17 protein-coding genes are annotated in these 14708 nt (G+C 49.2%); 12 read left to right on the top strand and 5 right to left on the bottom strand.

Going from position 1 to position 14708, the window contains the following annotated elements:
• Positions 1–82: 82 nt before the first annotated feature.
• Both BUB81_RS11915 and rpsT read right to left on the bottom strand, forming a co-directional pair.
• Entirely contained in the window at positions 83–883 is an 801-nt protein-coding gene (locus BUB81_RS11915) for a UDP-2,3-diacylglucosamine diphosphatase (RefSeq protein WP_073323021.1), read from the bottom strand.
• 199 nt (positions 884–1082) lie between these two features.
• Entirely contained in the window at positions 1083–1346 is a 264-nt protein-coding gene (gene rpsT / locus BUB81_RS11910) for a 30S ribosomal protein S20 (protein ID WP_073323020.1), read from the bottom strand.
• A gap of 331 nt (positions 1347–1677) precedes the next feature.
• Here rpsT and BUB81_RS11905 point away from each other — a divergent pair, with 331 nt between their 5' ends.
• The 7 genes from BUB81_RS11905 (at position 1678) to ispH (ending at position 9616) form a co-directional block, all read left to right on the top strand.
• Positions 1678–2115 (top strand): CBS domain-containing protein, encoded by a 438-nt coding sequence (locus tag BUB81_RS11905; protein WP_073323876.1) that lies wholly within the window; start codon positions 1678–1680, stop codon positions 2113–2115.
• 113 nt (positions 2116–2228) lie between these two features.
• Positions 2229–3797, top strand: coding sequence for a murein biosynthesis integral membrane protein MurJ (gene murJ, locus BUB81_RS11900; RefSeq protein ID WP_073323019.1), 1569 nt, complete (start codon positions 2229–2231; stop codon positions 3795–3797).
• A gap of 75 nt (positions 3798–3872) precedes the next feature.
• Entirely contained in the window at positions 3873–4808 is a 936-nt protein-coding gene (gene ribF, locus BUB81_RS11895; RefSeq protein ID WP_073323018.1) for a bifunctional riboflavin kinase/FAD synthetase, read from the top strand.
• 50 nt (positions 4809–4858) lie between these two features.
• Complete coding sequence (gene ileS, locus BUB81_RS11890) at positions 4859–7681, top strand: isoleucine--tRNA ligase (protein WP_073323017.1); 2823 nt, start codon at positions 4859–4861, stop codon at positions 7679–7681.
• A complete protein-coding gene (gene lspA / locus BUB81_RS11885; protein ID WP_073323015.1) occupies positions 7674–8198 on the top strand; it encodes a signal peptidase II in 525 nt (174 codons plus the stop codon). The genes ileS and lspA overlap by 8 nt, the downstream gene beginning before the upstream one ends.
• Before the next feature lie 3 nt (positions 8199–8201).
• Entirely contained in the window at positions 8202–8654 is a 453-nt protein-coding gene (fkpB, locus tag BUB81_RS11880) for an FKBP-type peptidyl-prolyl cis-trans isomerase (protein ID WP_073323013.1), read from the top strand.
• Between the two features lie 17 nt (positions 8655–8671).
• Entirely contained in the window at positions 8672–9616 is a 945-nt protein-coding gene (gene ispH / locus BUB81_RS11875; RefSeq protein ID WP_073323011.1) for a 4-hydroxy-3-methylbut-2-enyl diphosphate reductase, read from the top strand.
• A 42-nt stretch (positions 9617–9658) separates the two neighbouring features.
• Here ispH and BUB81_RS22495 read toward each other — a convergent pair whose 3' ends face one another.
• Positions 9659–10033, bottom strand: coding sequence for a type IV pilin protein (locus BUB81_RS22495; RefSeq protein WP_073323009.1), 375 nt, complete (start codon positions 10031–10033; stop codon positions 9659–9661).
• 152 nt (positions 10034–10185) lie between these two features.
• On the opposite strand from BUB81_RS22495, the gene BUB81_RS11865 reads away from it, so the two are divergent.
• The 5 genes from BUB81_RS11865 (at position 10186) to BUB81_RS11845 (ending at position 13267) form a co-directional block, all read left to right on the top strand.
• Positions 10186–10818 carry a hypothetical protein gene (locus BUB81_RS11865; protein WP_084526500.1) on the top strand — a complete coding sequence of 211 codons (633 nt, stop codon included), beginning with the start codon at positions 10186–10188 and terminating at the stop codon, positions 10816–10818.
• Complete coding sequence (locus BUB81_RS11860; RefSeq protein ID WP_073323007.1) at positions 10808–11947, top strand: hypothetical protein; 1140 nt, start codon at positions 10808–10810, stop codon at positions 11945–11947. The genes BUB81_RS11865 and BUB81_RS11860 overlap by 11 nt, the downstream gene beginning before the upstream one ends.
• 9 nt (positions 11948–11956) lie before the next feature.
• Positions 11957–12541, top strand: coding sequence for a type IV pilus modification PilV family protein (locus BUB81_RS11855; protein ID WP_073323005.1), 585 nt, complete (start codon positions 11957–11959; stop codon positions 12539–12541).
• 115 nt (positions 12542–12656) lie between these two features.
• On the top strand, positions 12657–12950 hold the full coding sequence (locus tag BUB81_RS11850) for a hypothetical protein (RefSeq protein WP_073323003.1): 294 nt from the start codon (positions 12657–12659) through the stop codon (positions 12948–12950).
• Entirely contained in the window at positions 12947–13267 is a 321-nt protein-coding gene (locus BUB81_RS11845; protein WP_084526498.1) for a HigA family addiction module antitoxin, read from the top strand. Before BUB81_RS11850 ends, BUB81_RS11845 begins: the two co-directional genes overlap by 4 nt.
• Positions 13268–13308: 41 nt before the next feature.
• Here BUB81_RS11845 and BUB81_RS11840 read toward each other — a convergent pair whose 3' ends face one another.
• Both BUB81_RS11840 and BUB81_RS11835 read right to left on the bottom strand, forming a co-directional pair.
• Entirely contained in the window at positions 13309–13857 is a 549-nt protein-coding gene (locus tag BUB81_RS11840) for a YaeQ family protein (protein WP_073323001.1), read from the bottom strand.
• Positions 13858–13969: 112 nt separating this feature from the next.
• Positions 13970–14527, bottom strand: coding sequence for a hypothetical protein (locus BUB81_RS11835; protein WP_073322999.1), 558 nt, complete (start codon positions 14525–14527; stop codon positions 13970–13972).
• Positions 14528–14708: the final 181 nt, after the last annotated feature.

Here is a 14708-nt window from a genome sequence, read left to right as displayed (position 1 = left end):
TGCGATTTTCGCTACACGATATCAACCAATTGTGACGAAAAAAGCACAGTTGTATGTCACTTATTTTACAGCGGAGCAGGGGCTATGCCGCCTGCTCACCTTTAACAAAATCAGCCAGTATTGCCACGGATGCCTTTTGCTTCAGGTATTCATTGAAGTGGATCAGGGTTAACTCACCGTCCATATCTTCTACCAGCGCTGAGCAGTTTTCTATCCAGTCTCCATCGTTTATGTAATGAATACCGTTGACCATTAACGACTCAGGATGGTGAATGTGACCGCAAATGATACCGTCTAAGCCTTTGGCTCTGGCATAGTCACAGCCTGCGGCACGGTAGCGCTCAATGGCTTTATTCGCGCCTTTTATGTGTTTCTTAATATAACCCGCCAGCGACCAGTAGTGGGTATTCCGCCAACTGCGGAAGCGGTTGTACCAGCGGTTCAAAAACAACAGCAGGTCGTAGCCTTTGTCGCCAATCCAGGCGTGAAATTTCCCCAGCGTTACATCAGCATCGAACTGATCGCCGTGCAGTACAAGATATTGTCTGCCATCAGCCGTGACGTGCACCAGTTCGCGCTCTATTTCGATGTCGCCAAATGCCATGCCCGAGTATTTTTGAATGGGGGCATCGTGATTACCAGGTAAATACACCACGCGCGCACCATCGTTGCTCATTTGCATGAGTTTGTGCATTACCCGGTTATGGGCTTCCGGCCAACGGAATTGCTTTTCCATCTGCCACATATCAACGATATCACCCACCAGGTACAGGGTATCTACTTTGATGTTATGAAGAAATTCTAAAAGGTATTCTGCTTTGCAGTCTTTATTGCCCAAATGAATATCAGACAACCATACTGCTTTGTAGTGGAGTGTTGGCATCACGTCACCCTGCTGGATTATTCCGAATTGGCTGGGCTTAATGTAGTGAATGCAATTGACAGTTAGGTGACGTCCACTTGACGATTCAATGACGAGTTATTGAATGTTACGTGACACGCCCTAAAATGGCAGGCATAAAACAAGCAGGTATAAAAAAAGCGCCGTAAGGCGCTTTTTATCACTGTTCGTTAATCGTGGATTAACCCAACGCTTTAACTTGCGCAGCCAGACGGCTCTTATGACGAGCAGCTTTGTTTTTGTGAATCAAACCTTTGGTAGCCATTCTGTCAAGAATTGGAGTGGCAGCAGCCAGTGCAGCCTGGGCACCCTCTTTATCGCCACTGGCGATAGCCGCTACTACTTTTTTAATACTTGTACGAGTCATGGAGCGACGGCTGGCATTATGCTGGCGACGCTTTTCGGCTTGAATTGCACGTTTCTTAGCAGACTTAATGTTAGCCAAGGTGTAACTCCCAGAAAAAATTCATGTCAAAAACGAGGGTGCGGATTATGCTTAGCTATCGGCTATTTGTCAAACAATTTCTCAAATAAGCGTAACTTTTCTTCCACAGGCCAAAGAATAGCCAAAAAGCGCCGAGAAGAAAAGCCCGCTAAGTCATTGTAAAACAGACTGTAGAAAGCTCTCTGCCGGCGGCTTGCCAGCATTCGACTATTCTGATTTGCCTGAGCGGAACCATCGGAATTGATTCAGGTCACACTGGATAGACCCGTTAATGGCTACACTACGTAATAAAAATAATGAACGAACCTTAGCGTTAATTAAGGACCTGCTTATGCTAACTGTCGCCGATATTATGACCTGCCCAGTGCTGCAACTTCACGAAGGCAACAGCCTTCACGACGCCCACTATATTTCCCGACACAGAGGCATTCGCCATTTGCCGGTGGTGAACAAAGACACCAAGGCTATTGTGGGGGTGGTAACGCAAAAAAGCCTGATTGCGAAAGTGATGAGTATGTTGGTGCTTTATGGCAATGATGCGCTGGAGCAACATGAAAAAGACACCAACATCATGGAAGTGGCGGTGCTGGATTTCGATACGGTAAAGGCCGATGAGCTAATCCGTGATGTCGCCCCGTTCTTTTTACGCAATAAGCATGGCTGCTTACCGGTGGTAGACGAATCCAACAAGGTAATAGGCATTGTGACGTCAACCGATTTTGTGAATCTCTCCATGATGCTCATCGATAAGATGGACCAGGCAGGGTGATGCTGCGCAATTCGCTCACTGATTATGCAATCAAGGTTGGCTTAACTTGCTGACTTTACGCTAGAATGGCCTGACTTATTGGTATCGGGCGTTAAGCCCATTATGGAATTGTTGTGTCGAGGAAGTTAATTAAGTCTGGCCTTATTGTGAGCACGATGACCTTGTTGTCGCGTGTATTGGGCTTGGTTCGCGACGTGGTGATCGCGCGCCTGATGGGGGCTGAAGCCGCCGCGGATGTGTTTTTCTTCGCCAATAAAATTCCCAATTTTCTGCGTAGGTTGTTTGCTGAAGGTGCATTCGCACAGGCATTTATTCCGGTCCTCACCGAAGTTCACGCCGAAAAGGATGAAGTCAGATTAAAACAGTTTGTTGCCTATGTATCGGGCACACTCGGTGCAATTGTGTTTGTCACCGCCATTGTGGGCGTCCTGTTGTCCCCCGTATTAACAGCCCTGTTTGGCACAGGCTGGTTTATCGATTACCTGAACGACGAGCCAGACGGCGCGAAATTTGAGTTGGCTAATACCATGCTCAAAATCACCTTCCCGTATATTGCATTTATTTCGTTAACCGGGTTGTCGGGTGCCATTCTCAATACCCTGAACAAATTTGCCGTTGCGTCGTTTACGCCGGTGTTACTGAACGTGTGTATCATTGCCTGTGCCTGGTTGTTAGCGCCACACATGTCACAGCCTGCCTTCGCGCTGGCGTGGGGGGTGTTTTTAGGTGGTATCGTACAACTGGCCTTCCAATTGCCTTTTCTGTATCGCGCCGGGCTTTTAGTAAAGCCAAAGTGGGGTTGGCACGACCCAGGTGTTGTCAAAGTGCGCACACTGATGATCCCGGCTCTGTTTGGTGTGTCTGTCGGCCAAATAAACCTGTTGCTGGATACCTTCATTGCCAGCTTCCTGGTCACCGGGTCCATCAGTTGGTTGTATTACTCTGACCGGTTGCTGGAATTCCCACTTGGCTTATTTGGCATTGCCATCGCGACAGTTATTTTGCCCACGTTATCGCGCAATCACGTGGGTAAAGACGAAAGTGGCTTTTCCGGAAACATGGATTGGGCGGTGCGAATGGTGTGTTTGCTGGGCATTCCCGCAGCGACCGGTTTGGGCGTGTTAGCCGAGCCGATTTTGTCTGTTATCTTCCAGCGAGGTGCGTTTACAGCGGAAACCACACGCATGGCATCCTACAGTTTAACGGCCTATTCCTTCGGCCTGCTGAGCTTTATGTTGGTGAAAGTACTCGCGCCGGGTTACTACTCCCGTCAGGACACCAAGACGCCAGTGAAGTACGGCATCTGGTGTATGGCGGCAAACATGCTGTTCAATCTTATCTTCGCGCTGCCTTATGGTTACATCGGGCTGGCTATCGCAACCAGCTTGTCGGCCACCCTTAATGCCGTGTTGCTCTACATTGGACTATATCGCCAAAACGTTTACAAGATCAGCCGGTTAACGCGAGGGTTTGTTATGCGAGTGGTGGTGGCAACCACGGCGATGGCGATGTCTATCATGTGGATGCAGTACAACGTACCTTTTACATCGTTAGTGTTTAAAGACCAGGTTATTTCGCTAACGTTGACCATATTGCTTGCCGTAGCCGTGTTTGGTGCAAGCCTGTTTATGATGGGTATTCGCTTCCGACATTTCAAATCCCGTAATTTTAACCCTGCTTAGCGATTGGTATTGCGGGCTGGGTAGTTTATAATCGCCGGCTTTGTAACATAGTCATCTGTAAGGTTGTAGTACATCGTGGAGCTTATTCGGGGCCTGAATAATCTGAAAGCCAGTCATTTTGGTTGTGTATTAACCATTGGTAAATTTGACGGTGTTCACCAGGGTCATCAGGCGGTGTTGAGAAACGTCATTGAACAGGCGCGTCGCCTGGGGCTACCTGCAACGGTAATGGTGTTTGAACCGCATCCGGAAGAAGTCTTTACGCCAGATACTGCGCCTGCGCGCATCAGTCCATTGGCAGAAAAATACCAGCTACTAAAAGCACAAGGGGTTGATCGCCTGTTGTGTGTTCGGTTTAATGCCCAGTTTGCTGCGCAGTCGCCACAATCATTTATTGAACAATGGCTGGTGAAAAAGCTTGGTGTGAAATTCCTGGTAGTCGGTGATGACTTCCGCTTTGGAAAAGCGCGCCAAGGGGATTTCGATATGTTACAGGCTGCCGGACTCGAACACGGTTTCGACGTCGTCAGTACCCAAAGCTTCCGCATGAAAGACTGCCGCATTAGCTCGACAGCGGTGCGCGAAGCGCTGGCGGACAGCAACTTTGAGCTGGCTGCAGATATGCTAGGCCGACCGTTCTACATCAGCGGGCGTGTAATACACGGTGAAAAAAAAGGCCGTACCATTGGCTTTCCCACTGCCAACGTATTGTTGAATCGTTGTCAGACACCAGTCACGGGTGTGTTTGCTGTAAAGCTGCACATTGCAGACAAGGCCTACTGTGGTGTGGCAAACATTGGTTCGCGCCCTACAGTGAACGGACAGCGCAAGCAACTGGAAGTGCATATTTTTAATTTTGAAGGCCATTTGTATGGTCAGCGAATTACGGTAGTGCCGGTAGAAAAAATCCGCGATGAACAACGGTTCGACGGATTGTCAGCACTACAACAACAGATTGCCCGCGATGTTGCCCAGGCACAGCGGATTTTGAAAATGAATACCGACCTGTAAAGGTCTGAAACGGGAACCTCCCGATAACGCGGACGGAAATAACAAACGCTATGAGTGATTACAAAGCCACACTGAATTTGCCGGAAACTCAGTTTCCGATGCGTGGAAACCTTGCCCAACGTGAACCCCAAATGCTGAAAAGCTGGGAAAAGCAAGGTTTGTATAAGCAAATTCGTGAAGCCAAAGCCGGTAAAACGCCTTTTGTGCTGCACGACGGCCCCCCGTATGCCAATGGAAATATTCACATTGGTCACGCGGTGAATAAGATCCTCAAAGACATTATTGTGAAGTCGAAAACCCTCTCTGACTTCGATGCGCCTTATGTGCCTGGCTGGGACTGTCACGGCCTGCCTATCGAACTGATGGTAGAGAAGAAAGTCGGTAAGCCTGGTGTGAAGGTCAGTGCCGCAGAGTTTCGCCAAAAATGCCGCGACTACGCGCAAAAGCAAATCGACGGCCAAATGGCAGACTTTAAACGTCTGGGTGTACTGGGCGAGTGGGACAAGCCATACAAAACCATGGATTTCGCGTCAGAAGCCAACATTGTTCGCGCACTGGGCAAAATCATTGAAGCCGGTCACCTGGAAAAAGGCTTTAAACCGGTTCACTGGTGTACTGACTGTGGCTCTGCACTGGCTGAAGCGGAAGTTGAGTACAAAGACAAAACGTCGCCTGCCATCGATGTAAAATTCCCGCTGGCTGACGTCGACGTGTTTGCAAAAGCTTTCGGCGTTAGCGAAGACGATTTAAAAGCGCACAACACCGGCGTTGTTATCTGGACAACAACCCCTTGGACCTTGCCTGCCAACCTGGCCGTGAGTCTGCACCCGGAGTTAGAATATTCTCTTATTGCACTGGAAGGCGCGTCTGACTGGTTGATTGTCGCCAGCGACCTGGCGGAAAGTTGTGCCAAGCGTTACGGCAGTGAAGCGTTTAACGTCGTAGCAACGTGCATTGGCGGTGCGTTAGATAAAGCGCGCTTACAGCATCCTTTCCTGGATAAAACGTCGCTGATCGTGCTGGGCGACCACGTCACAACCGAGTCAGGTACCGGCTGTGTTCACACCGCGCCTGCACACGGTGTGGACGACTTTAACGTATGTAAGCAATACGACATCGAAGTGTACAACCCAGTTGGCAACAACGGGGTGTATTTAGAAAATACCCCGCTGTTTGCCGGTCAGCATGTGTTTAAAGCGAACCAGTCGGTTATCGATACCCTGGCCGAGCATGGCAATCTGGTATTGAATGTGGCTTATGAGCACAGCTATCCGCACTGCTGGCGTCACAAAACGCCGATTATTTTCCGTGCCACGCCACAGTGGTTTGTGAGCATGGACAAGCTGGGTTTACGCGAACAGTCGTTAGAACAAATTCGCAATACTCAGTGGATACCGGAGTGGGGCGAAAACCGCATCAGCAAAATGGTAGAAGGTCGCCCTGACTGGTGTATCTCACGTCAGCGTACCTGGGGTGTGCCAATTCCACTTTATGTACATAAAGTATCGGGTGAACTACACCCTGAAACTTCTGCGCTAATCGAAAAAGTTGCGGCGGACATTGAAACCTCAGGGATTCAGGCCTGGTGGGATATCGACGATGCAGCCTTGTTGGGTAGCGATGCTGACCAATACGAAAAAGTAACCGATACGCTGGACGTCTGGTTCGATTCAGGTGTGACACATTTCTTCGTTGTGGATTGTCGCGACGATATCCCGGCGTCAGCTGATTTGTACCTGGAAGGTTCTGACCAACACCGCGGCTGGTTTATGTCGTCGTTAATGACGTCTACTGCCATGCATGGTCACGCGCCATACAAGCAAGTGCTGACCCATGGCTTTACAGTGGACGCTCAGGGCAAGAAAATGTCCAAGTCTTTGGGGAACGTGGTTGCGCCTCAGGAAGTCACTAACAAACTGGGTGCCGACATCCTGCGTTTGTGGGTTGCCTCTACGGATTACCGTGGTGAAATCGCGGTATCGGACGAAATTTTGAAACGCGCCGCCGATAACTATCGCCGCTTGCGTAACACATCCCGTTTCCTGTTGGCCAACCTGAATGGATTTAACCCTGCTACAGACTTAGTGGCAGAGCAGGATATGGTGGCACTGGATCGCTGGATGGTTACCCGTGCCAAGCAGTTACAGGAAGAGCTGGTTGCCGCTTATGAGCGCTACGACCTGCTGGTGGTATCGCAAAAGCTCACGCACTTCTGTTCGCTTGATCTGGGTAGCTTCTATCTGGATATCATCAAAGACAGACAATACACCGCGAAGCAGGACAGTGTTGCGCGTCGTTCATGTCAAACAGCGCTGTACCACATTGTAGAAGCGTTGGTTCGCTGGATGGCACCGATCACCAGTTTTACTGCTCAGGAAATCTGGCAGGAAATGCCGGGTGAACGCGGCAAGTTTGTGTTCACTGAAACCTGGTATGACGGCTTCAACAGCTTTACTCAGGACGGCGCACTGGACGATGATTTCTGGCAACAGATCATGGCCGTGAAAGATGCGGTTAACCATGCGTTGGAGCAAGCGCGTAAAGCGCAGGTACTCGGTGGTTCACTGGAAGCCGATATTACCTTGTATGCCGATGAAGCATTAAAAACCCAGCTGGATCTGTTAGGTGATGAACTGCGTTTCGTATTAATCACCTCGGGTGCGACGGTGAAAGCGTCTGCCGAGAAAACCGACGACGCCGAGAAGACCGATGTATCTGGTTTGTTTGTCAGTGTGGCCAAAACGGCTGGCGAAAAATGTGTCCGCTGCTGGCATCACCGTGAAGATGTGGGCTCACATACAGGTCACGAAGAGCTGTGTGGCCGCTGTGTGACAAACGTAGATGGCGACGGAGAAGTACGTCACTATGCTTAATGTGGTAAGCCAAACCGGGCTGCGTTTTCTTTGGATCAGTGCTGTTACTGTGCTGCTGGATCTGTGGAGCAAGTACGAGGTAATGGCCAAAATGGACTTGTATGAGTCCATTCAGGTAATGCCATTCTTCAACTTCACTTATGTGCATAACTACGGTGCGGCATTTAGCTTCCTGCATGGCGCAGGTGGCTGGCAGCGCTGGTTTTTCACCGCCATCGCGATTGCCGTTAGTGCGGTGATCTTATGGTGGTTAAAGCAAACGCCCAAGCAACAAAAGCTTCTACCAGTGGCCTTTAGTTTCATTTTAGGCGGTGCGATCGGTAATGTTTATGACCGTATTGTGCATGGCTATGTCATCGATTTTCTGGATTTTTACGTAAATGATTGGCACTGGCCGGCATTTAATTTAGCCGACAGCGCTATCTTCGTTGGTGCAGCATTACTGATTTGGGACATGTTAACGAACAAATCAGACAGTGCCAGCGATACGACAACCCAATCAGCGAGTGAGAAATAAACCGTGAGCGAACAAGCCTTACCGGTCATTGGCCCAAGCAGCCAGGTCATTATGCATTTTGACCTGAAGTTATCAGACGGCTCTGCAGCAGACAGCACGCGGGTTAACAAGAAGCCCGCCAAATTAGTCATGGGCGACGGCAGCTTAACACCCAACTTTGAAGCCTGTTTGCTGGGATTAAAAGCCGGTGATAAAAAGTCATTTGAGCTGGGCCCGGATGACGCATTTGGACAGTCAAACCCGGACAACATTCATCATATGGATCGCAGTCGTTTCAGTGGTGATATGGCCATTGAACCCGGCACCATCATCGCATTTGCGCAACCAGACGGCAGCGAAGTGCCTGGGATCGTGCGCAGTGTGGCAGGTGATTCAGTTACAGTGGACTTTAATCATCCCCTTGCTGGACAAACCGTGGTGTTTGATGTTGAAATCATCGACGTGATCAACGCATAAGCCAAGGAGCCTGTGGTATGCAAATTCACTTAGCTAATCCGCGAGGTTTTTGTGCGGGTGTTGACCGAGCCATAACCATTGTTGAGCGCGCGCTGGAAATCTTTCAGCCACCGATTTATGTGCGTCATGAAGTGGTCCACAACCGGTTTGTGGTTGACGGCCTGAAAGAACGCGGCGCGATATTCGTCGATGAGCTTACCGAAGTGCCAGATGACAACATCGTCATTTTTTCTGCGCATGGCGTGTCCCAGGCAGTGCGTAAAGAAGCAGAGCGTCGTGGCTTAAAAGTCTTTGATGCTACCTGTCCGTTAGTCACAAAAGTGCATTTAGAAGTAACCCGTGCCAGTAAACGGGGCACCGAGTGTATTCTGATTGGTCACGCTGGTCACCCGGAAGTAGAAGGCACAATGGGTCAGTACGACAATCCGGAAGGCGGTATTTATTTGGTTGAGTCCAGCGACGACGTAGCCACGCTGGAAGTGAAAAATCCCAATGCACTTTACTACTGCAGTCAGACAACGCTGTCGGTAGACGATACTGCAGACGTGATCGATGCGCTGCGTCAGCGTTTCCCGAAGATTGAAGGGCCACGCAAAGACGATATCTGTTATGCCACACAAAACCGTCAGGATGCGGTTCGTGAGCTGGCACAGGATTGTCAGGTGTTGTTTGTAGTGGGTGCACAAAACAGCTCAAACTCTAACCGCCTGCGAGAGTTGGCAGAGAAAATCGGTGCAAAGGCCTATTTGATTGCAGATGAAGCCTGTATTCAGAAAGACTGGCTGGACGGCGTGGAGCACATTGGTGTTACCGCGGGTGCATCTGCCCCTGAAGTATTGGTAAAACGCGTTATTCAGCGTTTGCTGGACTGGGGAGCCGTAACGGCGTCTGAGCGCCCGGGCCGCGAAGAAAACATTGAATTTGCGGTACCGAAAGAACTGCGTATCAAACAGGTTAGCTAACTCGCTAACCTGTTTTGCTTTACAACCTTCCTAAAACTACATTCACCAGCAACCGCTGGGTTGACGAGTCATCGACTGGTCGATGGTTAAGCTTGCACATCCCTTATCTTGTTTCTGCGTGCCCACCGCCTTTGCAGTGAGTACAAAGGTTTGCGAGGACACGTTCGCAACGGAAAACTGATAGAAATCCGACGACGGCAAGCCGAGTTTCTGGCCAGTGGCAAAGCTGGGGTTTTGCAGGCGATATGCTTGTTGGTTTATGTGTAAACTCAACAACTGCATTTTTACTGCATCCCTGCGTACTTTTCGAATTTGCTCCTGATAGACTGGCATCGCAACGGCACTCAGAATACCGATAATAAGCAGCCCAATCATCAATTCCAGCAACGTAAAGCCAGTTTGCGTTTTGTGTGTCATCGACTCATTCCTTTGTTAGCCATGGACTCAAGACTAGCCAAATACACCAGGGCAACCAACGTACTTTGGTAGAGCTTTAGAAAAACCGGTAGAAAGGACAGTGTTGGTTATGTAGTGCGTAATGCAAACTGAAGCCATGAAGGGATAACTAGGTGAATGATGATATGTTACGGCATTGGCAAGGAATGGCCTTACCTGAGCTCATTATTGTATTGGGTCTTGGCAGTGGGGCAACGCTGGCGCTCACCAGTTTGGTTGCAGGCTCTGTCAGTCTGAACCAACATTTGCTCAATAATGCGCGACTGACCGAAGAGTTAGGCAATGTCTTTGCGTTGATACAGTCGGATCTCCAGCGCGCAGGGTATGACGGCAACACGCAGCAGACACTACACCCCGGCGCTTCAGGAAGCGTATTCAGTCATCACCTGTCTTTTGGTGCCTATCCCAGTGAGCCCGCCAATACCTGTGTCACCTTTCGTTATGATGTAAACAGCAACGGCGTATTAGACACACAATTTCCGAACGAACAATTTGGCTACCGCCTGCAAAACAAAACCGTGGAAGTCCGTAAAGCCGGAGCGAGCTGTCACAGCAAAGGGTGGGAAGATATTTCCGACAGGGATCTGGTGATTGTCACCGAACTGTCTTTTCAGCCGAGCACGCTGAATCAAAACGGGGTGCCCGTCACTCGTGTTGCTATTCGTCTATCGGGATACCTGAAAGCCAATCCCGGATTGTCACAAACCTACAGCAAAACAGTGCTGGTAAAAAATCATGTTGGTTAACCGTTGTCAGCAGACTCAATGTTCAGGCATGGCGCTGCTCAGCGGGGTACTGCTGTTACTGATACTGGCCACACTGGTTACCTTGTACGTGAGTAAAGTGAAGTCGCTGGAGTATCAAATACTCAATAATGTGCAAAGTCGAAATCTTGCCTTAAATGCTGCTAACAGTGGGTTGAACCAGGCGCTCGCAACCTTGCAGGCAAAGCCTGACTGGTCATCGCCAGGCACCGGAGGGGGGCTGTCTTCGGGAAGTCATTACGTGGTGCAAACAACCGATAATCCCTTGTCTGCAGGCACAAGGTTTAAACGCGCTATTTCAATGAGTTCGACAGGCACCACACAAGACGGATTAACCCAGGCAAACGTTGCTACAGATGCAGTGATTTATCCCATCGTGGCGCGTATACCACCTGCACCTGTCATGATCGGCACTGGACCTGCAGCGCTGAATGGGGCCGTGACCATTGGCAGCCAATTAGTCATCGGCGTTAATCATGATGGAGTCGGGCAGGGGCAGCCGCTGGCGCTGTGGTCAGCACCAGTTTTAAGTCCAACCGCCAACATTGAGACGTGCTACCCGGCGTATTTAAGCACCGTGGGATGCGGTGGCAACACGCTGAGTCACGTGGGCGCGTTTGGCAGTGATGTACTCGCTAACAATAGTACTTTTCCTGCTGACTTGTGGCTTTATGCATTTAACCTTAAGGCCAGTGAACTATCTGTGTTGGCGCAAGAGGCCAATGTCAGAACCGCAGATTGTTCTTCAATATCTTCGCTCACATCAGGCTTTGTGTGGGTGCAAGGCGATTGCGATATTGCGCCAGGCGTTACGTTGGGAAGTGCGGCTGAGCCTGTTTTGCTGGTAGTTGAGAATGGGAGTCTGACGCTGCAGGCCAGTGCCGCCGTACACGGTTTGGTCTTCTGGGCCCTTACCGCAGCAAACAAGGGGCCGTTCCATATTGCTGCGAATAATAGTGCAGTCATCCATGGCGTATTGCTGGCTAATCAACAGGTCGATACCGCAAACACAAAGGTGCAGGTGGTTTACGACAAGACTGCGTTGAATAATCTACAGCAATCTCCTTTTACCCGAGTGACCGTTGTTCCGGGCAGCTGGCGGGATTTTTAAGGACAAGACATGTGCGGATTTTCCTTTGTAGAGTTACTTGTGGCGACATCACTGGTTGCGATATCAGGAACGGGGTTAATCACACTGCAGACCCATTTCGTGCAGTTGGATGAACAACAGGCTTTGCGCACCCACGCCTGGTATCTGGCGCAGGAAAAGCTGGATGATTTGGCGCATTTTCAGTGGTTAGAGTCGTCGGCTCAGAATGCCAATGACTTCAAAAGTATTGCGAATAATAAAGGCGGGCAGTTGCCGGCTGGGCAAATTCTCCATCCTGTTAGTGTTTCAACGTCAGTGAATTTTCAGCGTAACTGGCAGGTAACTGACGTTTATTTCGTTGATACCACGGGAAACGGCCAGCCAGACAACTGGCAAACAGGTAGTCAGCTATCGACAGCGCAACAAACGCTTGTAACTGCAGTGCAGGCTAAGCAGGTAGTAGTGCAGGTGAGTTGGACCGATAACAAGGGCAAGCTAAATACGGTAACGGCAGAAGGCGTTATCGCCCCAATTCTGGCTGCCCGAGCCGGTGTTGCGTTAAACCCTTATGTTGCCCCCGTACCCGCGATAGGTATATCGCCAACAGGTAATTAATCCATCATGCTAAGCCTAATCGTAATGGACGCTTTTTTCAGGTTGAGGTGGTCCACCAACTTGCATAGTATTACCTTTTGGGTAATATTACCTTGTAGGTAATGGCAGTGTTGTCATGTCGATAAAAACGATAATAGACCGAAGACTCAAAGAAGTATGGGTAAACGACGATTTGTCTGTTTTTCCTTCGCTCTACAACTTTGAAATCCGGAATGTGCTATTCGATTTAGATGCCGCAGATGTGATTACTGATTTACACGACATTGGCGCAGTACAATTTAATCCCAATGATAAAAGGGCTTGGTCGGTGACTATTACCGTTAATAATATCGAGCCTTGTGGTGCGGTCATTTGCGATTTTTGGGATGGTAACTGCTACAACATTGACTTCAGGGAGTACAATCCATGATACCTGAGTTTGCTGGCACCGCTGAAAGCGTTAGTCGGGATGAAGGGTTATACCGGCCTCATCCGGGAGATGTCTTTAAACGAAGATGTTTAAGCAAGTCGCGATTAAAACAGCCAGAAATCGCAGCGTTGATGGGGATCTCACCGAAACATTTATCCCGTTTCATCAATGGGCATGTTAGTGTTCAAATCGAGTTAGCCCGGAAACTAGAGTCAGTAACGAATATCAGTGCGGCTGCGTGGTTGAATTATCAAAATGCTTATGATTTGTATAAGACATCCAGTTCCAAACCCGCAAAGCAGTTGATTTACGGCTAATGGGTCACGCATATTATGTTAGCGTAACCCACTTGGTAAGTTTAAAGCCATTTCTCAATGGCAACTTCAACGCTTTCGGTGACGTCCGGGCCTTCTACCGTGAGCCATATTTGCCCATCCTGAATCGTGACCTGAATCTGCATTGAGCGCTGCACCACATTTTCCAGTGTACTTACCAGGTCGGCAGGTAAAGTGAAGACAGACAAGTTGTTTCTGGCCTGTAATTTGGATTGTTCTTTCTTCCACCAGGCATCAAAACTGTTATCGGCGTAGGCATAAATCATCATGTGTTGGCTTTGGTTACAGCCTTTTTTGATACGCTGCTCAGACGGCTGGCCAAGCTCAATCCACAGTTCAATTTCATCGCTAAAGCTCTTTTGCCACAAATCCGGTACGTCATCGTCGGACAATCCTTTGGTAAATTGCAGGCGCTCGTGGGCGTTAACAATGAACGCAATAATACGCAACATCATGCGAGCATCGTTCTCTGATGGATGACGGGCAATGGTTAAATTGTGGTCGTTGTAATAATTGCGATCCATATCCGATATGGATAGATCAGCTTTAAAAATGGTCGCTTTAAGTGCCATGAGAATTCCGGATGTTAAACAGCGAACGACAGATTTCAGCAGAATAGCTGTCGCAGGCAAATATGGCGCACATACTACCAGTTCTGGATACCATTGCGATCCAATTTCGTTGCTAACAACTCTTATAAGGGGAAAAGGGCGGTGTGGTTGTGCAAATGCGCACTCTACCCATATTACTCAGGAGTAGTTTAAGCGTGTGCTCACCGTTGCTAAGTTGCAGGCTTCCTGCAAAGCCAGTTGCCATGCCTCTTGGAGCGGTAAAGCGACTTTGTGGCGGGTTACCGAAAGACACGTTGGTGATGGTAATACCGGGATATTCTGCGAAGTGAAGCACGTTTTGCTGGTGGTTTATGAGGCAGCTGTTAATTAGGTCACATTGACATCCCTGAATTTCGCTAAGCCCCAGGCATGCTTTACCAACAGGGTTAATGTCCAGGTGAATAGTGGCATTTGCCCGAATCGATTCGCTTCTGGCCCGCTGCAGAAAAAAGTAGCTGGCCTGCGCGGCACCAATGAGATGTTGGCGCTTTTGCATTGATGCATAGTTACTTACCCCTTTAACCAGCAAAACCGACAACACGACCAGACATATCAGCAGTTCAATGAGTGACCTGCCTGTTTGCGTGTATTGCCTCGTTTGTGTGTGCTGCCCCGTTTTAGTTTGTTGCATAGGGTCCCCGCGCTGATAACCGAAACTAAACAATACTTGCGCGTTTCCGATAACACAGCTGTGCGTTGGGGTAGGTTTTGTGCGCGTTCAGGACAGTTATTCAAACTTATACGAAACAGCCTCCACAGCTACCCTATTCTCATGCAATTTTGAGTGAATTTATCTACTATGCTAGTACGTA

Source organism: Marisediminitalea aggregata (assembly GCF_900129565.1).
In the GTDB taxonomy this organism is placed as follows: Bacteria; Pseudomonadota; Gammaproteobacteria; order Enterobacterales; family Alteromonadaceae; genus Alteromonas; species Alteromonas aggregata.
Note: the sequence above shows the minus strand (reverse complement) of the source record. Positions and strands in the feature narration are given on the sequence as shown.